General features: G+C 65.8%; 12 protein-coding genes and 1 pseudogene. 10 read left to right on the top strand and 3 right to left on the bottom strand.

Features of this window, described 5'->3' with window-relative positions; translation table 11 throughout:
• Positions 1-59 precede the first annotated feature (59 nt).
• The 6 genes and pseudogenes from DVU99_RS07245 to DVU99_RS07270 all read left to right on the top strand — a co-directional run bounded on the left by DVU99_RS07245 (position 60) and on the right by DVU99_RS07270 (position 12,112).
• Positions 60-983, top strand: a pseudogene (locus DVU99_RS07245) (glucokinase).
• Positions 984-1,064: 81 nt separating this feature from the next.
• Positions 1,065-4,022 carry a TonB-dependent receptor gene (locus DVU99_RS07250; RefSeq protein WP_114239550.1) on the top strand — a complete coding sequence of 986 codons (2,958 nt, stop codon included), beginning with the start codon at positions 1,065-1,067 and terminating at the stop codon, positions 4,020-4,022.
• A 644-nt stretch (positions 4,023-4,666) separates the two neighbouring features.
• On the top strand, positions 4,667-5,683 hold the full coding sequence (gene glk / locus DVU99_RS07255; protein ID WP_232823497.1) for a glucokinase: 1,017 nt from the start codon (positions 4,667-4,669) through the stop codon (positions 5,681-5,683).
• Positions 5,684-5,776: 93 nt separating this feature from the next.
• Positions 5,777-8,500 (top strand): TonB-dependent receptor, encoded by a 2,724-nt coding sequence (locus tag DVU99_RS07260; protein WP_114239552.1) that lies wholly within the window; start codon positions 5,777-5,779, stop codon positions 8,498-8,500.
• A gap of 241 nt (positions 8,501-8,741) precedes the next feature.
• Complete coding sequence (locus DVU99_RS07265) at positions 8,742-11,042, top strand: family 20 glycosylhydrolase (protein ID WP_232823498.1); 2,301 nt, start codon at positions 8,742-8,744, stop codon at positions 11,040-11,042.
• Complete coding sequence (locus DVU99_RS07270; protein ID WP_255412910.1) at positions 11,039-12,112, top strand: acyltransferase family protein; 1,074 nt, start codon at positions 11,039-11,041, stop codon at positions 12,110-12,112. Before DVU99_RS07265 ends, DVU99_RS07270 begins: the two co-directional genes overlap by 4 nt.
• A 13-nt stretch (positions 12,113-12,125) precedes the next feature.
• On the opposite strand, the gene DVU99_RS07275 is transcribed toward DVU99_RS07270, so the two are convergent.
• Entirely contained in the window at positions 12,126-13,517 is a 1,392-nt protein-coding gene (locus DVU99_RS07275) for a diguanylate cyclase (RefSeq protein ID WP_114239554.1), read from the bottom strand.
• Between the two features lie 338 nt (positions 13,518-13,855).
• Here DVU99_RS07275 and DVU99_RS07280 point away from each other — a divergent pair, with 338 nt between their 5' ends.
• Positions 13,856-14,239 (top strand): YidH family protein, encoded by a 384-nt coding sequence (locus DVU99_RS07280; RefSeq protein WP_114239555.1) that lies wholly within the window; start codon positions 13,856-13,858, stop codon positions 14,237-14,239.
• Positions 14,240-14,321: 82 nt separating this feature from the next.
• Positions 14,322-14,567, top strand: a complete 246-nt coding sequence (locus DVU99_RS07285; RefSeq protein WP_114239556.1) for a hypothetical protein — start codon at positions 14,322-14,324, stop codon at positions 14,565-14,567.
• A 123-nt stretch (positions 14,568-14,690) separates the two neighbouring features.
• On the opposite strand, the gene DVU99_RS07290 is transcribed toward DVU99_RS07285, so the two are convergent.
• Positions 14,691-15,725, bottom strand: a complete 1,035-nt coding sequence (locus DVU99_RS07290; protein ID WP_114239557.1) for a PHB depolymerase family esterase — start codon at positions 15,723-15,725, stop codon at positions 14,691-14,693.
• A 98-nt stretch (positions 15,726-15,823) separates the two neighbouring features.
• On the opposite strand from DVU99_RS07290, the gene DVU99_RS07295 reads away from it, so the two are divergent.
• Positions 15,824-17,569 carry an alkaline phosphatase gene (locus tag DVU99_RS07295; RefSeq protein WP_114239558.1) on the top strand — a complete coding sequence of 582 codons (1,746 nt, stop codon included), beginning with the start codon at positions 15,824-15,826 and terminating at the stop codon, positions 17,567-17,569.
• Between the two features lie 121 nt (positions 17,570-17,690).
• A complete protein-coding gene (locus tag DVU99_RS07300; RefSeq protein ID WP_114239559.1) occupies positions 17,691-20,003 on the top strand; it encodes a TonB-dependent receptor in 2,313 nt (770 codons plus the stop codon).
• A 54-nt stretch (positions 20,004-20,057) separates the two neighbouring features.
• On the opposite strand, the gene DVU99_RS07305 is transcribed toward DVU99_RS07300, so the two are convergent.
• Positions 20,058-21,365: a S9 family peptidase gene (locus DVU99_RS07305; RefSeq protein ID WP_114239560.1), complete on the bottom strand. Its 1,308-nt coding sequence runs from the start codon at positions 21,363-21,365 to the stop codon at positions 20,058-20,060.
• Positions 21,366-21,520 lie beyond the last annotated feature (155 nt).

The following is a 21,520-nucleotide window of genomic DNA, read 5'->3' on the forward strand; positions in this document are numbered from 1 at the left end:
GCACGCATGCGCGCATCGGGCTGGTGAGGCCGCGACCGGACGGCGCGCGTCCGGTGACGGTGCTGCAGTACCACCGCTATGCCTGCGCGGACTGGCCGAGCCTGACCGCGGTGCTGCGCGACTTCGTCAGCCAGCTGGATCGTTCGGTGCAGGTGGACCGCTGCGCGGTGGCCAGCGCCGGCTACGTGCTGGGCGATGCGATCGTCAACGACAACCTGCCGTGGCCGGTCTCCATCCGCGACATCCGCGACAGCCTGGGCTTCGGCCAGCTGGCGGTGGTGAACGACTTCGAGGCGGTGGCGTATGCCACGCAGTTCCTCGGCCAGACCGACACCACGCCGGTGATCGAGACCCATGCCGCGCCGGCCACCGGTCCGGTGCTGGTGATGGGCCCGGGCACGGGCCTGGGCTCGGCGGAGCTGCTGCCGGGCCAGCCGCACGCCACGGTGCTGGCCACCGCAGCCGGCCACATCGCGCTGTAGCCGGCCAAAGAACGCGACATCGAGATCCTGCGCTACCTGGCGCGCGATCGCGCCTCCGTGACGTACGAACACGAGCTGTCGGGCCCGGGCCTGCTCAACCTGTATCGCGCGCTCTGCAGCCTGGGCGACCAGGCGCCGCGCCTGACCCAACCGAGCCAGGTGACGCAGGCGGCGCTGGAGCGCAGCGACGCGGCGGCGGTGGAAGCCCTGGAGGTGTTCTGCGGGCTGCTGGGCAGCTTCGTGGGCGACCTGGTGCTGCTGTACGGCGCCCGCGGTGGCGTGTTCCTCGCCGGCGGCATCCTGCCGCAGATCCGCGACGTGCTGCTGACCAGCAGCTTCCGCCAGCGCTTCTTCAACAAGGGCGTCATGCGCGCCTTTCTGCAACAGGTTCCCGTACGACTGATGGAGCACGGCCAGCACGGCGTGATAGGCGCGGCCGGTCTGTATCTGGACGGGCAATACGCAAGACCAGGGGAGAACGCAGTAACACCGTCGCACTGAACCGGGCGCGAGCCCAGACAGCCACGCAGCCGGACGGCCCACACACATCCGCTGCCGATATGCCTTAGAGGGGAGGAAATCATGTTGCACCGTAAGACTCTGCTAGCAGCAAGCATCGTCGCCGGCTTGTGTTTGACCGGCTTCGCCTATGCCACCGACAACGCGCCGGCTCCGCAGGCGGGCCCGGCCACCAGCGGCCAGGACAACAGCCAGAGCACCACCGACCAGACCAAGACGGCGGCCGACAAGGCCAAGGCCAAGGAATTGGGTACGGTCACCGTGGTCGGCATCCGCGACTCGCAGGCCGCTTCGCTGAACCTCAAGAAGGCGGCCGACTCGCACATCGAAGTGGTCACCTCCGAGGACGTGGGCAAGCTGCCGGCCAAGAACGTGGCCGACACGCTGGCGCAGTTGCCGGGCGTGAACATCTCCGACGCTGCCGGTTCCGAAGGTGGTTTCGATGAAGCCGATCGCGTCAGCCTGCGTGGCAGCGCGCCCTCGCTCACCCTGACCACGGTGAATGGCCACTCGATCAGCTCGGGCGACTGGTTCGTGCTCAACGACAACAGCGGTCGCAGCGTCAGCTACAGCATGCTGCCGTCGGAAGTCGTGAGCCAGGTGCAGGTGTACAAGTCGTCCGAGGCGCGCCTGCAAGAGGGTGGCGCCGCCGGCACGGTCGACATCATCACCCGCAAGCCCCTGGAATTCGACAAGCCGCTGACCGCTGAAGCGTCGGTGGGTGGCGTGTATGCCGACCTGCCGGGCACCACCAAGCCGCAGTTCAACGGCCTGGTCAATTGGAAGAACAGCGACAACACTTTTGGCGTGATGCTGCAGGGCTTCTATGAGGAGCGTGCCCTGCAGCGCGATGGCCAGGAAATGCTGGGCTATTCGTATATCCCGGCTACCTCGGCGCTGGCTACGGCCTATCCGAACCTCGCCGGCAAGTACTTCCCGAACCTGCCGGGCGCTGCGTTGTTCGAGCAGACCCGCAAGCGCAAGGGCGGCAACATCGATCTGGAATGGAAGCCGCTCGACAACCTGACGCTGGATCTCAATGGCTTCTATTCGAAGCTGAATGCGACCGACGTCAACTACAACTACATGTTGTACAACTACAGCCACCTGCCGGCGGCGACCTCGCTGTCGTCGTACACGGTGCAGAACAACGTGCTCACCAGCGCGACGTTCCCTGGCGTGGCCGGTTCCACCCCCGGCGTCTATGACCAGATCTCCCGTCCGGGTGAATCGGAGTCGAGCTACTACATCACCCTCGATGCCAACTGGAAGGTCAATCCCGATCTGAGTTTCTCGTTCGAGGGCGGCACCACCCGCGGCACCGGCAACACGCCCGAGCAGGACGTGATGGAGCTCAACACCGGCAGTGGCCAGTCGGCCGGCTACTCGCTCAACGGCACCGGCAGCCCGGCCAACTGGATGCTTGGCGGCAACAACAGCGCCAACACGGCGACCAATACCTTCAGCTGGATCTTTGGCGACCAGGACATCCACGTGGTCGACAAGGAGCAATGGTTCAAGGCTGATGGCGAATTCGACTTCGACAATGCCGGCCCGCTGTCCTCGCTGATGTTCGGTGCGCGCTACTCCAACCACACCCGCGAGAGCCTGACCGCGATCGGCCAGTCACCGGGATGCAGCGACGGCACCGGCCTCAACTGGGGCGCGACTCCGTACTACTGTACGGCCCCGGCCACCTCCGCCTACAACCCGTCGGTGTACGGTACCCCGGCCGGTGGCAGCTACCCGGGCAGCTTCGCCAGCGACCTGGGCGTTGGCCAAATGCCGAGCAACATCTGGACCTGGACGCCGGGCCAGCTTGCCTATCTCAACTCGCTCTACGCCTATCGCGACCCGGTCGTGCGTAATGACTGGAACCAGCTGTATGCGGTGAACGAGCACAACACGGCCGGCTACCTGCAGCTTAACTTCTCGTCCGATCGCTGGAGCGGCAACGCCGGCCTGCGCTACGTGACGACCCGCGAAAACATTTCCTACACCAGCCCCTCGGCGCTGGAGTCGGACTACAGCGGCCCGATCGAGGGTTCTGCGTGGGGTCCGTATTACTGGAACTACTATCACAAGACGTACGGCAAGCTGCTGCCGAGCTTCAACCTGAAGTTCAACCTCAACGACGACGGCAGCCTGCTGGCCCGTTTCGCCGCGTCGCAGACGTTGACCCGCCAGGACTACAGTCAGCTGGCCGGCCCGGTGAACCTCGCCGATCCTCATGAAGAGGGCACTCTGGGCGGCGGCAGCGGCAGCAACCCCGAACTGAAGCCGCTGATTTCCACCAACTTCGACTCGGCACTGGAGTGGTACTTCGCGCCGCGCGGCCTGCTGTCGGCCAGCGTGTTCGCGATGGAGCTGCACAACTACTACGACTACGGCACGGTCCAGCGCTCGTACCTCAACAACTACCTGACCTACAACCCGACGACCAATCCGTCCTCGGCGGCGATCTACAGCAACTACCTGGTCAGCATTCCGGTCAACGTCAACGGCAACATCAAGGGTGTGGAGCTCAACTACATCCAGCCGATCGGCGAGTACTTCGGTGTGCAGGCCAACTACACCTACACCAATGGTCACGAGGAAGGCGGTTCGCTGCTGTACAACTCGGATGGTTCGCCGGCCAACAACCTGGCTGCGGGCAGCCGTCCGCTGATCGGCAACTCCAAGAACACCGCGAATTTCTCGGCATTCTTCGAGAACGCCCACTGGAACGCGCGCATCAACTACACCTACCGTTCGGCTTTCTATGACGGCATGGAGGTGGTTGCCACGGGCAACGTGCCGCTGGAGCCGTACTTCCAGGCAGGCCAGGGTTACTTGTCGTTCTCGGCGGGCTACAAGCTCAACGACCATGTGAGCTTCGCGTTCGATGCGATGAACCTCAACAACCCGAAGCTGCGTTACTACGATTACGGCTACCAGGCCGGCCTGGGCTTCGGCAAGGAGCCAGAGGCGTTCTATGTGAATGGTCGCCAGTACTACCTGACGGCGAACTTCAAGCTCTAAGCCCGTTTCGTTTGCTTTCTTCCCCAACCTGGACCTGGCGGCTTGCCAGGTCCTTTTTTTTATCTCGGCCACGGATTTCGCAGGTAAGGACGTGGCTTCCGCGGTGGCCCTGCAGGTGTGCTGTTGCCCCCGGCTGGATTTGATCTCGCCCTGTCGTGAAATATCACGAAGATCGTCGGCATGATTCTACGAATCGCCACGCATCCCGATCAGCTGTCGGCAGCGACCGGCGGCGGGCCAGACGTCTTAGCAACGTTGTCAATTGGTTCTCGCGAAAGACCTGGGCATGGCCTCTCCGGCGGTGTTCGCGTGGCCTGGCTGCGCTCGAATTGACCCATCTTTCCGGACTTTTCTTGCGTTTTATTGGTGCGTTGCCGCAAGAAAAAACGTCTATCCTGGCCCGGAAGAATCAATATAAGCCAATGATTTAAGGCGCGTTATAAGCATTTCTCGCGCATGCTGGCGCACGCTTTGCTGTCGTGCAGCGCAGAAGTCTTGCGATTCGTCATCGCAAGTTCTTGACAACGTTGTCAACCATTACCCAGACTCCGGCCAAATTCGCCCCCTGCCTGACAGGGATGCGACATGGGGATGACGGAGAGGTGACCGTGGGCGAGGGATTGGGCAACGGTGCGCGCGATTTCTTGTCGCAAGAAAGAACGTTTCTTGCGGCCGACGTCGGCGGCACGCATGCGCGCATCGGGCTGGTGAGTCCGCGACCGGACGGCGCGCGTCCGGTGACGGTGCTGCAATACCACCGCTATGCCTGCGCGGACTGGCCGAGCCTGACCGCGGTGCTGCGCGACTTCGTCAGCCAGCTGGATCGTTCGGTGCAGGTGGACCGCTGCGCGGTGGCCAGCGCCGGCTACGTGCTGGGCGATGCGATCGTCAACGACAACCTGCCGTGGCCGGTCTCCATCCGCGACATCCGCGACAGCCTGGGCATCGGCCAGCTGGCGGTGGTGAACGACTTCGAGGCGGTGGCGTATGCCACGCAGTTCCTCGGCCAGACCGACACCACGCCGGAGATCGAGACCCATGCCGCGCCGGCCACCGGTCCGGTGCTGGTGATGGGCCCGGGCACGGGCCTGGGCTCGGCGGTGCTGCTGCCGGGCCAGCCGCACGCCACGGTGCTGGCCACCGAAGCGGGCCAGATCGCGCGGGCGCCGGGCAAGGAACGCGAAATCGAGATCCTACGCTACCTGGCGCGCGATCGCGCCTACGTGTCGTTCGAACACGCGCTGTCGGGCCCGGGCCTGCTCAACCTGTATCGCGCGCTCTGCAGCCTGGGCGACCAGGCGCCGCGCCTGACCCAACCGAGCCAGGTGACGCAGGCGGCGCTGGAGCGCAGCGACGCGGCGGCGGTGGAAGCCCTGGAGGTGTTCTGCGGGCTGCTGGGCAGCTTCGTGGGCGACCTGGTGCTGCTGTACGGCGCCCGCGGTGGCGTGTTCCTCGCCGGCGGCATCCTGCCGCAGATCCGCGACGTGCTGCTGACCAGCAGCTTCCGCCAGCGCTTCTTCAACAAGGGCGTCATGCGCGCCTTTCTGCAACAGGTTCCCGTACGACTGATGGAGCACGGCCAGCACGGCGTGATAGGCGCGGCCGGTCTGTATCTGGACGGGCAGTACGCAAGACCAGGGGAGAACGCAGTACCGCAGTAACACCGCATGCGCCCATGCGGGCGCGGGCGCTCAGCCACATGCAGCGCAAACCCACATGAGCCGCTGCCGAGACACCTTCGAGGGGAGAACGTCATGTCATATCGCAAGACACTTCTGGCCGCCAGCATCTTCGCCGGCCTGTGTTTCACTGCCACGATCCACGCGCAGGACGCCAGCCAGCAGGGCGGCAACACGGCCACCGAGGCCAAGAGTGAGGCGCAGAAGGACCAGGCCAAGGATCTTGCCGCGGTCACCGTGACCGGCATCCGCGACAGCATGCAGAAGTCTCTGGAGACCAAGCGCAACAACGACACGATTTCCGACGCGATCACCGCCGAGGACATCGGCAAGTTCCCCAACACCAACGTGGCCGAGGCGATGTCGCTGATGCCGGGCGTGACCATCGATCGTCGCTTCGGCCAGGGTGAGCGCGTCAGCATCGACGGCACCGATCCCAGCCTCAACATGAGCTTCCTCGACGGCCATCCGGTGGCGCAGGCCATCTGGCTCTACGGCGAGCAGCCGAACCGCGGTTTCGATTACACCCTGCTGGCGCCGGAAATCCTTGGCCGCCTGGAAGTGATCAAGTCGGCCGAGGCGCGCCTGCCGGAAGGAAGCCTGGGCGGCACCGTGCTGATGCATTCGCGCCAGCCGCTCGATCTTCCGGCCAACACCATCAGTGGCACGGTGGGCGGCAACTACAACGACCAGGCCGGCACCGCCAAGCCGACCGTATCGGGCTTCTACAGCTGGAAGAATACGGACAGCACTTTCGGCTTCGACGTGGCGGCGCAGCACTATGAAGAGCGCGTGGACCGCCAGGGCATCGAAGTGTTCGGCTACCACCCGGTGTCCGACTACGCCGCGGTCAACCCGAACATCGCGGCCCAGGTGGCCAAGGGCGAACTGCGCCCGAACGACATGGTGCCGGACGAGGTGAACGCCGCCTACTTCCAGCAGACCCGCAAGCGCGACAGCGCACTGGTCAACGTGCAGTTCAAGCCGAACGACCAGTTCGAGGCGATCCTGAGTGGCCTGTACATCCAGGAGAACTTCGACAACTACAACCAGTCGATCTACAACTTCATGCACCAGAACCCGTCCTCGATGGGTGCAATCGACTACTTCATCCCCAGCAGCAACGGCGTGGTCTACGGCGGCCACACCAACAGTAACGCGGGCAGCGGTACCGGCATCGTGTACGACAACCAGTTGCGCCAGTCGGAAGTGAAGACCAAGGGCCTGGATCTGAAAGCCGATTACACCGGCAATGGCTGGACCCTGGGTGGCCAGATCGGCGTGAGCAAGTCCGACAATCCGAACATCGGCCAGTGGCTGCTCGAGCCGGTGTATTCCGGCGGCTACAGCTGGGGCCTGCACCAGGGCTTCCAGGCCGATGACCAGGGTGCGTACCACAACCCCGCGAACTGGGGAGGTGGCTGGCTGGGCAACCATGGCGTGTTCAGTTCGCATGCCAAGGACCAGTACGGCCAGCTCGATTTCAGCAAGGACTTCGACAGCGTCTTCAACCAGCTGCTGGTGGGCGTGCGCTACACCAAGCATGACGAGAAGTACGGCCTGGCGGTCTACGGCGGCGTGACGCCGGGCAACCTCTCGCAGGTGGGCACCGATGGCTACACCGATATCCTGGGCGACTACCCTGGCGTGTTCGACAACACCAGCCATCCCCCGGAAGTGGGCGAAGGCAACATCAAGAACTGGATCAACAACAGCCCGATCGACTGGAACCACCCGGACCCGGGCTCCACGCTCAACAACACCTGGGGCCTGACCCAGAAGAACAGCGCGGCCTATGCCCAGCTGAACTTCGCCGAGGGCGACCTGCGCGGCAACTTCGGCTTGCGCTACGTGCACACCAAGACCGACGGTTCGGGCTACATCATCCCCAACGGTGCGACCCCGGTGTTGCCGGCGCCGGCCGGCTGGTGGCAGACCCAGTCCAGCACCAAGAACAACTGGCTGCCGTCGTTCAACATCTCGTATGACACCGGCAACGACGTGGTGCTGCGCGGCGCGGCGTCGAAGGTCATGGCCTGGGCGCCGTACAACCTGATGGTCAACCAGACCTTCCTCAACGACACGGTGCTGACCGGCAGCGGCGGCAACCCGAACATCGACCCGTACAAGTCGTACAACTTCAATGCGTCGGTCGAGTGGTACTTCGCCCCGCAGTCGGTGTTCGCGGTGTCGGCGTTCTACAAGCACGTGCTCAACTACATCCTGATCACGCCGGCCACCGAGCGCCAGTACAACTCCATCCGCGACAACGACCCCGCGCAGTGGCTGAACTACGTGGGCTCCAACGGCTGTACCGCCGACGGCTACTGCAACTACTCGGTGTCCCGTCCGCACAACGGCGGCGGCGCCAACGTGAAGGGCCTGACCTTCAGCTACCAGCAGCCGTTCGGCGAAACCGGCTTCGGCCTGGCCGCCAACTACACCTTTGCCTCGGGCAAGACCGATGCCGGCACCTCCATGCCGTACCTGTCGCGCCACTCGGTCAGCCTCAGTCCGTACTACGAGAAGGGTCCGTTCTCGGCCCGCGTGAACTACAACTTCCGCAGCCACTACCTGGGCGCCGGTTACGTGGCGGGTGCCGTGCCGGCCACGATCGACGACTACACCGACCTGAGCGCCAGCCTTGGCTGGAACTTCAACGAGCACTACTCGGTGTCGTTCGACGCGATGAACCTGCTCAACCAGAAGTACTCCCAGTACCAGGGGACGACGGACCTGCCGGTGGCGTCCTACACCACGGGTCGTCGCTACATGGCGAACTTCCATTTCAAGTTCTGAGCCATGCCGGTCTCCTTGTTTTCATTGGCTTGATCCTCCCCGCCACGGACCTGGCAGTGTTGCCAGGTCCGTTTTTTTATGTGCCTGAAAAAAGTACGCGGTGACATCTTCAACAGCCGCGCTCGTATGCAAGAATGGCCGTCCAAAACAAGGGGGCGCACCCAGCGGGTGCGCGAGCGGGCCACGCCCGAAGCCTCTCCTTTCCCACTCGATGGATGCTGGAGCTGCGAGACCGATGCGAATGACCCGTCGCCTGCTGTGCCTTGCCCTGTGCGGCCTTGCCGCCGCCGCCCACGGAAGCGGCGCCCGTCCGCTGGACCTCATCCCGATGCCCGCCCAGGTGGCGCCCGCCGATGGCGTGTTCGCCGTCGATGCCGCGACGCCGATCGTGGTCGACGCCGATGACGTCGACGCCCGCCGCGCCGCCGACTATCTCGCCGGCCTCACCAGCCGCACGCGGCATCTGTCGTTGCAGGTGAAGACCGCGCCCGTGCAGGGTCCGTCCATCGTGCTGAAACGCGACCCGCAGGCGCCGCTGGCCAGTGACGAGGGCTACCAGCTCGACGTCACCCCGCAGGGCATCCGCATCGTGGCGCGTGGCGAGGCGGGGCTTTTCTATGGCGCCGTCACTGCCTGGCAGCTGTTGTCTTCAGACCAGGGCACGGGTGACGTGCGGGTGGGTGCCGTACACATCCAGGACCAGCCACGCTTTGCGTGGCGTGGTTTCATGCTCGACTCCTGCCGTCACTTCCAGACGCCGGACGAAGTTCGCACCCTGATCGACCAGATGGCCCAGCACAAGCTCAACGTGCTGCACTGGCACCTCACGGATGACCAGGGGTGGCGCATCGAGATCAAGCGTTACCCCGAGCTGACCCGCATCGGTGCCTGGCGAACCCCGCCCGATGCCGGGCAGGACGGCGAACCCAAGCGCTACGGCGGCTTCTACACGCAGGACGAGATCCGCGCGATCGTGGCCTATGCGCGCGACCGCCACATCACCGTGGTGCCGGAGATCGACATGCCGGGCCATGCGCAGGCCGCAGTGGCCTCGTATCCCGCACTGGGCGTGACCGGCAAGCGTCCGCCGGTATCGCCCGATTGGGGCGTGCATCCCTATCTGTACAACGTCGACGACGCCACGGTCGAGTTCCTGCACAACGTGCTGGATGAAGTGATGGCGCTATTTCCGTCCACCTATATCCACGTGGGCGGCGACGAGGCGGTGAAGGACCAGTGGCAGGCTTCGCCCGCCGTGCAGGCGCGCATCAAGTCGCTGGGCCTGAAGAACGAAGACCAGCTGCAGAGCTGGCTGATCGGCCAGATGGGCCAGTACCTCAATGCCCATGGCCGACGCCTGATCGGCTGGGACGAGATTCTCGAAGGTGGCCTGCCGGCCAGCGCCACCGTGATGTCGTGGCGGGGCACGCAGGGCGCCATCGATGCCGCGAAACTGGGCCACGACGTGGTGCTTTCACCGGCGCCCCAGTTGTATCTGGACCAGATGCAGAGCGATCTGCCCGACGAGACCACCGGCCGGCTGCCGTCGATGTCGCTGCAGAGCTACTACGCCTTCGAGCCGGTGCCCAAGGAGCTGGACGCCGCCCAGGCTGCGCACGTGCTGGGCGTGCAGGCCAACATGTGGACCGAGCACATGCCTACGCTGCGCCACGTCGAACATGCCGTGTTCCCGCGCCTGGACGCCCTGGCCGAAGCCGCATGGACGCCAGCGGCGGTACGCGACTGGCACGGTTTCCTCGAACGCCTGCCGGCACAGCTCGCGCGCTATCGCATGCAGGACATCGGGTACGCGGACAGTGCCTTCGCCGCGTCGATCGAGGTCGACCGTAACGCCGCACTGCGTTCCGGCCATGCAGCGGTGATGCTTTCCAACCAGGCAAGTTTCGGCAACCTGCACTACACCACCGATGGCAGCGTGCCGAGTGCTGCGTCGCCGCTGTACGTGGCACCGTTCTCGGTGAACCTGCCGGCCACCGTCACCGCGGTGGCGCTGGCCGACGACGGCACGCCGCTGGCCACGCCGCGCAAGCGCCTGCTCGATGCGGCCACGCTGCGCACGCGCAGCACGGGCGAGCTGGAAAACTGCCCGGGCAGCGATTTCCGCCTGCGCGTGCAGCCCACGGCCGATGCTACCAGCATGGCGCCGAGCTACCTGATCAACGTGTTCGACAACTGCCGCATGTATCGCTCGGCCGACCTCGATGGCATTGCCGGCATTCGGGTGGATACGGCGCGCCTGCCGCGCAACTACCAGTTGGCGCATGACGCCAAGCTGGTGGCGGTGCACAAGGGCAGTACGCCGCAGGGTGAACTGGTGGTGCGGCTGGACAGCTGCAAGGGCAAGACGCTGGCCACGCTGCCGCTGCCCAGGGACGGCAGCAAGACCTTCACCCTGCAGGGCAACCTGGCCAGGCAGGCGGGTGTGCACGACCTGTGCCTGGTATTCACCTCGCCCAACAGCGGTCCGCTGTATGGCATCGGTGAAGCCCAGCTGTTGCCGGTGGCCGGGGGCGCCCAGTGAACAACGCGCTGCGTCGCCTGGCCTCGGTCGATGCTTTGCGTGGATGTACGGTCGCCCTGATGCTGCTGGTCAACGATCCCGGCGACTGGGATCACGTGTACTGGCCGCTGGAGCACGCCGAATGGAACGGCTGCACGCCCACCGATCTGGTGTTTCCGTTCTTTCTGTTCGTGGTGGGCGTGTCGATCGCGCTGGCGATCGGCCCGCGGGTGGAGCAGGGCGCCGACAAGGGCAGTCTGATGCGCGGGGCGCTGAAGCGTGCGCTGCGCATCGTGCTGCTGGGCGTGGCGATCAATGTGCTGGCGTGGCTGGTTATGCCGGGTGCACACCTGCGCTTTCCGGGCGTGCTGCAGCGCATTGGCCTTTGCTTCGCCGGGGCGGCGGCGTTCGCCATCTACACGCGTGCGAGGCTGCAATGGATCGTCATCGTGGCCATCCTGCTCGGCTACTGGGGCCTGCTGCTGGCGGGCGGTACGCTGGAGCCCTTCGTCAACATCGTCAGTCGCATCGACTATGCGCTGTTCGGCCGCTTCGTCTACCTGATCGATCCACTGAGCGGCCTGGGCCATGATCCGGAAGGGCTGCCGGGCTGCCTGCCTTCGCTGGCCACCTGCCTGCTTGGCCTGCGCGCCGGCCACTGGCTGCGTGAGGAGAACGTGCCGCGCCTGCTCGGCGCGGGCGTGCTGTCGGTGCTGCTGGGCCTGGCCTGGTCGTTGGTGCTTCCGCTCAACAAGAACCTGTGGACGCCGTCGTTCGTGTTGTGGACGGGTGGCTGGGCCATGCTGGCGCTGGTGCTGTTCCACGTGCTGGTGGACCGGCGCGGCTGGCCGGCGATCGGGCGCCGCTTCGGCATGAATGCCGTCGCGGCGTACGCCGGTTCGGAGCTGATGCAGATCCTGCTGCCGGGCCTGGGTATCCAGGAGCCGCTCTACCAGCATGCCTTTGCCGGCTGGATCACGCCGTTGGCCGGGCCCTATGTGGCGTCGCTGGCCTTTGCACTGGCGTTCGTCGCGGTGTGGTGGATGATCGTGTACGCGATGGACCGCAGGCGCATCTACCTGAAGCTGTGAATCCGCGTCGTGCTCAGTAGGCCTCGCCCGCATCCGCGTGGTCGGCCCAGAGTTCGCGGCCGCCGGCCATGCGCACGCGGTTGCCGCCGCTTTTCTTGACCTGGTACATCGCGTAGTCGGCGGCGCGGGTGAGTTCACGGGCATCCTTGCCGTGACGCGGATAGGTCGCGATGCCGATGCTGGGCGACACCCGCAGCTGATGCCCCGCCAGCTCAAAAGGCTCGTCCAGGGCCGAGCGCAGTTTCTCGGCGACAGCCACGCTGTCTGCCGGCGACTGAAGGTGGCTCAGCAGTACCACGAACTCGTCGCCACCCACGCGTCCGACCACGTCGACCTCGCGCAGGTGGCCGCGGATGCGTTCGGCTACCTTGCACAACAACTGGTCGCCTACGTCGTGGCCGTGGCGGTCGTTGACCTGCTTGAACTCGTCCAGGTCCATGTAGAGCAAGGCCAGGTTGCCGCCAAAGCGCGCGACCTGTTCCAGTGCGGACTCGAATTGCTGGTAGAACAGGTCACGATTGGCCAGGTCGGTCAGCGGATCATGGCGGGCGATGTGGTGCAGCCGTGCCTCGGCCTGCTTGCGTTCGATCGCCGAGGCCACCTGGGTGGAGACGAACTGCAGCAGTTCCTTGTCGGCATCGGTATAGCGCGTGGCGTCGGAATAGCTTTGCACCACCAGCGCACCCACGGTGCTGTTGCGCGATACCAGCGGCACGCCCAGCCAGTGCAGCGCATCGGTGCCGTGCAGGGGCAGGTCGGGTGCTGGCGGGGTGGCCGGCGTCAGCAGCAGCGGCTGGCCGCTGCGGATCAGCTGCGCGGTGAGTGTGCCCGAATCAAGTGCGTGGGTGGGCGGCGCGGCGTCCCGTTCGTCCACGAAATAGGGAAAGCTCAGCGCGTCATGCTCGGCGTCGTACAGCGCCACGAAGAAATTCGGCGCCGGCAGCAGCCCGCCGATGATGTGGTGGATCTGTTCGAACAGCGCCGGCAGGTTGTCGGTGGCATGCGCCGCCTCGGAGATCGCATGCAGGGCAGTGGTCATCGACTCCGCCCGCTTGAGCGCGGTGATGTCGCGCGCCACGGCGATACGCACCTGGTCAGGCTCCGACCAGCGTGCCGACCACATGATGTGCACCACCTTGCCGTCCTTGCGGATGTAGCGGTTCTGGAAGTGCGGTTGTGGCTGGCCGGCCATGATCGCCGCCGCCGTCTGCAGGGTCAGTTCGCGATCGTCCGGGTGCACCAGCTCGATCATCGGGCGCCCGATCACGTCGGCCGGGGCGTAGCCGAAGATGCGTTCGTAGGCGGCGCTGACGAACACGTAACGGCCTTCCGCGTCGACCACGCAGATCGCATCCCACAGCAAATCCAGGATCTTGTTGAGCGGGGTGATCGCGGGGGTTTCCATCGGCCTATCTGTCTGCGCTGCCCGTGGGGTTCCGGTAGGTCACAGGGAAGACAGGCAAGATGCGTGCCGCGGCATGACGATCACGTCGACAAGCCATCGACGAGGAATTCCTGGGCGCTTGGCGAGGGCTGCTGTACATGGCTCGGGCGCAAAACGGGGCACCTGGCGGTGTGCGAGGGCAATAGCACTATAGGCCGCTTGCCCGCTGCGGGGTGACACGCTGGGCCGGGACGGTGCCGCAACGGGTCACCTGCGGTGGCGAATGCACCGCTACGGTGCAGGGGATGTTGTATGGTCTGAACCCGGCGTGGCGACGCCGACACTGCCCGGGGTGATCCGTGATTCCTCACTACACCGACCATTCGGCCAACGAACGCACCTACCTGGCCTGGGTGCGTACCGCGATCTCGGTGATGGCGTTCGGTTTCCTGCTTGAGCGTTTCGATATCTTCCTGATGTACGCGTCCAGGTCCGCTTCGCGAGAAATTGCGGGCCTCCACACGCACGCCTCGGAATGGCTGGGGCTGGGCCTGTTGCTGGTGGGGGCGCTGATCATCGTGGGCGCGTCGCACCGGTTCTACCGCAACCGGCGAGCGATCGAGGCCGCCGAGATATCGCCCTACGGCGGCAACTGGAGCGCGCGCATCATGGCGACGCTGCTGATCGTGATGGCCTTGTTCCTGGTGCTGTACGTGGCGCGGCAGATCGCGGTGCTCAGCTAAGCGCGCATTCTTTACGCGTTCTATATGGAAACGACACCGGGCCACATCGATTCTTTATGGAACGCCGCCGGACAATGGCGGCATGAAGACGATCCCGCGTCCGCTTTCGTATTCGCAACGCCTCCGTAGCCTCGGCGTGGTGGTGGCAGCGCTGGTATTCCTGGTTGCCGTGGCCCGCCTGCTGGCCGGTGCCGGCGAGGATGTCGGCCTGTGGCGCGGCCTGGCGCTCAGTTCGCTGTACATCGGTTTTTGCCTCACCCAGCGGCGCCTGTTCACCCGTGCGCCGCCCGCCGCCCGGGTACGAACGCGCCTGCGCATGCCCCGCTGAGGCGCTGCACCGAGGTTCTCGCACAAGGTGCGGAAGGCTTGCAGCCGGAGGCCGCAGGTCGGGTCAGCGGGCAGCAATCTGGTATCTGCGGCTCCGGCTGCAAACCTTCCGCACCTTGGGTTTTCACGGCCCGCCGAGTCGTGTCGCCAGTGTCAGGCTGCGCGGTGCGGCGAGGCCGCCAAAACGCGTGTCGATCTGCTGCAGCCGCTGGCGTGCCTCGTCGTCGCTGCCACGCTGGATCAGTGCCTGGACCTGGTCGAGCTGGGCGGACAGTTCCCCGTCGAGGTGTTGTCGGCAGGCGGCCAGCGTGGCGGGCTCGCCCGCATGGTGCTCATCCAGCGAGGCCAGCGCGCGCTGCAGCGAGGCGGGACTGGCCAGATCGTGGCCGGTCCATGCCATCGACTCCACGTCGATGTCGGTGACGCATGCATCCTTCAATGACTGGCGACTTTGCCGATCGGTGTCCTGGTGGTAGGTGTCCTGCTGCCCGGTGAGGTACACCACGCGCGTGGTGGTCTGGAACTGTTCCAGCAGTTCGCGCGGCGGCAGCGGTATCTGCACGCCGATGGCATCGCTGCCGGCGTCGAGCAAGGCGCCGTGGAACAGGTCCGGATAACCCAGCGCCAGCCTCAGCGCCACCCGCGAGCCGCCCGAGAAGCCACCGACATAGACGCGCCGCGGATCGACCCGGTAAAGCGCCATCACGTTGCTGGCCGCCAGCAGCGCCAGCGGCTCGCGCCGGTCCAGCACGTTGGCGTCGTTGCCTGCATTGGCCGGCGTCACCAGGATCACGCCCTGCCGCTCCAGCACGTCGATCCATGCAGGCGGTACGCGCGCCTCGTTCCACGGCGGCACGAACACCAGCAGCGCATAGCCGTGGTCGGGCATGCGGCCGGGCACATACAGGGCGAAGCGCTCGCGGGCCAGATCCACCGGCTGTTCCTGGATGGTCGCGCCGGTGGCCGCGGCCTGTTGCTGCAGGCGCCGCGCATTGAGCGGGGACACCAGCCGCCGCGCCAGTTCGCTGCTGCCGGACAGCGGCGAATAGGCGTCGAACACCACGTTGTCGTGCAGGCCGGTGGGTGCGTCCGCGGCGGGGCCCGCCGCCGCCCACGACAGCAGCCATGCGCAAGCCAGCCTCCGGCAATGACGGCCCATGCCGCGAGGCTAGCACCCGCTCCGGGTGGCGGTTGTCATCGCAATTTCTTGCGCAATCCCTATGATCGGGGGCTCACTGCCCACCATCGAGGTTGTCCATGATTGTTTCGCCGCCTGCACGCCGTGCCCTGTTGCTGGCTTCATTGGTGATGTTGAGTGCCTGCGCGAGCCAGGCACCTTCGCCATCGTCCATGCCGGCAAGCGTGGACGTGCCGGCGATCCAGCGGCCGGATGGCGAGACACCGCAGTGGTGGTTCCGCAGCGGCGCGGCGGCGGCGAACCGGCTGGCCGCCCAGGCCAACACCGGTGGCCAGCGCGCCAAAAACGTGATCGTGTTCCTCGGCGACGGCATGAGCCTGACCACGGTCGCCGCCGCGCACGTGCGCGCGGGGCAGCTCAAGGGCGTGGATGGCGAAAGCTACCGGCTGAGCTTCGAGCAGTTTCCGTTCAGCGCCTTGAGCCGCACCTACGAAACCGACCAGCAGACGCCTGACTCCGCTGGCACCATGACCGCGATCATGAGCGGCGTGAAGACGCGTGGCGGTTTCATCGGCATATCGCAGCTGCCGCGTCGCCAGGATTGCGCGGCCTCGCAGGGGCAGGAGCTGGTCAGCACGCTGGAGCTGGCTGCCACGGCCGGCATGAGCACCGGCGCGGTCACCACCACGCGCATCACCCACGCCACGCCCGCCGCCACCTTTGGCCATCTGCCCGAGCGCAACTGGGAAGTGGATGCCGATCTGACGACCGAGGCCAAGGCGCAGGGCTGCAAGGATTTCGCCGCCCAGCTGGTGGATTTCCCCGTCGCGGGCGGGCTGACCGTGGCGATGGGCGGCGGCCGCACCGAGTTCATGCTGGCCGGCGAAGACGATCCGGTGGAGCGGGGCAAGGTGGGCCAGCGGCTGGATGGCCGCGACCTCATCGCCGAATGGAAGCGCAGGCATCCGCAGGGCGCCTATGTGTGGAGTGGCCTGCAGCTGAAGTCACTGGACCTCGCGCACACGCCGCAACTGCTGGGCCTGTTCAATGCCTCGCATCTCAACTACGAACACGAGCGCGTCGGCGACAAGCTGGACGAACCCAGCCTCGCCGAGATGACCACCAGCGCGATCGAGGTGCTCAAGCAGAACCCGAACGGTTTCTTCTTGATGGTGGAAGGCGGGCGCATCGATCATGCGCTGCACGCCGGCAATGCCTATCGCGCGCTGGACGAAACCATTGCCTTCGCCGATGCCGTGCAGGCCGCGCTGCAGCACACCGATCCGCGCGACACGCTGATCGTGGTGACCTCCGACCACAGCCACACGCTGACCTTCGCGGGTTATCCCAAGCGCGGCAACGACATCCTCGGCCTGGTGCAGGGTCACACCGACAGCTACGACGACGAGGGCGGCGCCGGCATGGCCCGTGACGCCGCCGGCAAGCCGTACACCACGCTGGGCTTCGCCAATGGCCCCGGCTACACCGGCGCCAGCGATACGCAGCCCGAGGGCAGCAAGCAGTACCCGCACGTTGCGCATGATTACTCGCACATCACCCAGGGGCGTCCGGACCTTACCCGTGTCGATACCCGCGGCCCCGATTACATGCAGGAGTCGATCCTGCCGATGAAGGCGGAAACGCATGGCGGCGAGGATGTGGCGATCTTCGCCACCGGGCCCGGCGCGGCAGCTTTCCATGGCGAGATGGAGCAGAACACCATCTTCCACGTGATCGTGCAGCACACGCCGCGTATCCGCGACGAGCTGTGCAAGCTCGGCAGCTGCAACAGCCAGGGCGTGCCGGTGGATCGACCGGCCTACCAGGCATGGCTGCAGCAGGCCGCTACGCCGGCACCGCGTTGAGCGAGGCTTGCGCGGGCCCGTCGCGTGAAATTTCCGTGTAAACGTAATTTCATGCGATTGCTCCAGCATCGATGGGCATCCGCCGCCGTGCGGATGTCCCTTCCCCTGGAGTTACCGCCTCATGAAGAAGCACGTGCTCGCCGCCGCCGTTGCGGCGGCCCTGGTCGTCGTTTTGCCCATGGCCCACGCGGCCGATGCCGCAACCCCTGCGGCCACCACCGACAACGCCAAGAACCTCGACGGCATCTCGGTCATCGGCCAGGGTGAAACCCGCCAGGTGCAGCGCGTCACCGTGCAGGACACCAAGGTGCTGCCGGCCGGCACCAGCATCCAGAAGGTGCTCAACCGCATTCCCGGCGTGAACGTGCAGTCCAACGACGCCTTCGGCGCCAACGAGGAATCGCAGACCATCAGCCTGCGCGGCTTCAACACCGTGCGCCTGGGCTACACGCTGGATGGCCTGCCGCTGGGCGACAACGCGTACGGCAACTACAATGGCCTCAACATCAGCCGCGCCATGCTGGCGGAGAACTTCGGCGGCGTGGAGCTGGCTTCGGGCATCGGCAGCCTGGGCACGGCGTCCACCAGCAACCTTGGCGGCACCATCCAGTACTTCACCGACGATCCGTCCACGGTGGCCGGTGGCCGCTTCAGCCAGACCTTCGGTACCGACCAGAACCGTCGCACCTACCTGCGCCTGGATACCGGCGATTACCACGGCTTCTCCATGTACGTATCGGGCATCCGCGCCACTGCCGACATGTGGGCACCGCCGGGTTCACCCACCACCACCAAGCAGTACAACACCAAGGCGGTGTACCAGTTCGACGGCGGCAAGCTCACCGCCTATGCCGACAACTCGCGCACCTCGCAGGCCGACTATGCGTACCTGTCCAAGAGCGGCATGGCGCGTGGCCTGGGCTGGGACTGGAACCTCTACGCGCCCGACTGGAAGCGCGCCGTGGCCGCCGCGTACTGCGCGCCGGTGTACACCAAGAACGGCAAGGCCGATCCGCGCTGCGCATTCTCCGGCGGCGTGGACAACATCGACGACGCCTACTACCAGAGCCGCGCCCTGCGCAGCGACGACCTGTACTACCTCGCCGGCGATTTCTTCCCCAGCGACGCGCTGACCGTGCACGCGCAGGTCTATCACCACGAGAACGCAGGCCAGGGCCACTGGTGGGCGCCGGGCCAGCCCTCGTACCCGGGCACGCCGCAGGAGGTGCCGATCTCGATCCGCAGCACCAACTACACCATCAACCGGAATGGCGCGATCGCCTCGCTGGCCTGGGACATCGCCGGCCAGCACCTGGAGGGCGGCGTGTGGTACGAGAACAACCACCACTCGGTGCAGCGTAACTTCTACTGGATCACCGGCCCGGTCAACGACGATACCTATCTCAGCGATCCGAACCGCCGGTTGTTCTATCAGAAGTACACCATCATCACGCGGCAGGCCTACCTGCAGGACAGCTTCAAGTTGCTCGATGACCGCCTCAGCATCGACCTGGGCGTGAAGAGCCCGCACGTGAGCATGGGCGCGCAGGAAGTGCCGGGCGTGAAGGTGGAGTCGCCGGTGGCCAATGGCCGTCTCAACGCAAGCAAGGCACTGCTGCCGGAGGCTGGCATTGGTTACCAGCTGGGCAGTGGACAGGAGTTGTTCCTGTCTTATGCCAAGAACATCGCCGCCTTCCAGGGCGGTGGCGCCAGCGGCCCGTTGCTGGTGACGCAGTCGGCGTTCGATGCCACCCGCGGCAATCTCAAGCCCGAGCAGTCGCGCACCATCGAGGGCGGCTACCGCGTGGTGCAGCGTGAGTTCGAAGCCTCCGCGGCCGTGTACGACGTGAAGTTCGACAACCGCCTGCTCTCGCTCAATCCGTGCCCGAGCATCCAGCAGGGCACCACGCCGGCATGCACCACGCGCTTCTACAACGTGGGCTCGGTGAGCAGCCACGGCGCGGAGCTCACCTTCATCTGGAAGCCTTTCGCGCACTTCGAGTGGTACAACTCGGCCTCGTTCAACCACTCCACCTACGACAACAACTACCAGCAGAACGGCGTGACCATTCCCACCCGCGGCAAGACCACCGTGGACACGCCCAACAAGCTGTTCGCCAGCGAGGTCAGCTGGGTGTACGGCCCGTGGAACCTCGGCCTGCGCGGCAAGTACACCGGCACGCGCTACTACACCTATACCAACGACCAGGGCTTTGGCGGCTACACCTCGTTCGATTTCGGCGCGGGTTATGACTTCGGCGCGGTCTATGGCCTCACCGATGTAAAGCTGTCGCTCAACATCACCAACCTCACCGACAAGCGCTACGCGTCCAACCTCACCGCATTCACCAACAGCGATCCGAAGGGCCGCGCACTGTCCTTCCATGCCAGCGCGCCGCGCCAGAGTTTCCTCACCCTGGACGTGAAGTTCTAAGGCGGCTGTCGCCGTCTCCCTTCGCTGATGACGAGAGACGGCGACAGGCCGGGGCTAGTCGGTGACCCACTTCCCTGGATAGCCCAGGCTGGCGTCGCCGTATGGCGGGTGCCAGGCGCCCTTGGCGTAGTCGATGGTCATGCGCATGTAGCCGTTCGCATAGCGCGTATCGACACGCTCGCCATCCTTGCCGGGCTCGAACTCGGTCATGCCGTGGTCCGCTTGCTCGTACAGCGCGGTGGTGACCGGAAAACCCTTGGCCTGCAGCGAGGAGAGCCGGCGCAAGGTCTCGCCGCTGGGCGCATCGAGGTCCATGCCGCCCAGGATCCACAGCTGCGGCGTGTGCAGCCGCTCCAGCACGGCCATGGCGTCGTAGTGCCAGGGCGTGCCGAACATGTAGGCCTTGCCCTTTTCGCGGATGTCGTCGCTGCTGAGCGGGAGCACCAGGTAGCTGAAGTCGCCGCGCACGTCCTTGTACCAGGGCTCCTTGCCGTATTTCGCGCGCGCGGCATCGAGCTGCGCATAGCCCTCGGTCAGGTGGCTGGAAAGGATCAGGCCAATCGCGTCAGAGAGCTCCCAGGCCTTGTCGACCACCGACTGGTCGTAGCCCTTGAGCCTCAGTCCCAGGGCGACCGACTCGCGGTCTTCCTCCAGTGGCGAAATGGCCAGGCCGTAGCCGACGATGACGAAGTCGGCATGCGTGCGCGTGGCGGCGAGCGGCGCCACCCAGCCGCCCTGGCTGCCTCCGCGATAGCCGACGCGACCTGCGCGTGAACCGGCCAGCTTGCGCGCCTCGGCCATCGCGGCGACCGCGTCGTTGGCCAGCACGCTGAAGTCCTGCGTGTACACTCCGCCGGAGTCGCCGGTGCCCCGCTTGTCGTAGACAAAGGCGCCCACGCCTTCGGCAGGGAGCTCACGCTGCATGGCATCGAAGGTGCGCGCCGAGTCGTGTTCGGAGCCGTGGATCAACACCACGATGGGCACCTCGGCCTGGCCTGGAGGAAGCAGCAGGCGTCCCACCAGCCGGGTGCCGCCATCGCCGGCGAACACCGTGTCGCGCACCACCAGTGGAATGCGCTGGCCGCTGAGCTTGCCGAAGTGGAGCTGGCCGGTGCCGCAGTCGCCAAAACGCACGTCGTTGCCGTCGGGGCGATCGGTCCAGCCCAGGGTGCTGGTCCACACGCCGCCCTGGGCGTGGGTGAGCTTGCCGGTGCGGCCGTCGATCTGGCGCCAGCGCAGTGCCGTGCCTTCCGAGGGCGCGACATCCAGCGTGCTGCCGTCGCTCAGGCGATACGCGCCGACATGGCAATCGAGGGCGGGAGCGGTGCTGGTGAGCAGGCTGGCAAGCAACAGGGCGAGCATGGCGGGTCCCCGTGACGGTGGCTCGGTTCCACGCTAGCACGCCCGTCCCCACGGCCCATTGGCCACTCGTCACGCCAGGCCTTTAGTCATGGCTTGCACATGGCTTGCGCCAGGCTTCGCAGGAAGCTGCCGCCATCTCGCTGTCAAGGAAACGA

This window comes from Dyella sp. C9 (assembly GCF_003332825.1).
Lineage (GTDB): Bacteria > Pseudomonadota > Gammaproteobacteria > Xanthomonadales > Rhodanobacteraceae > Dyella.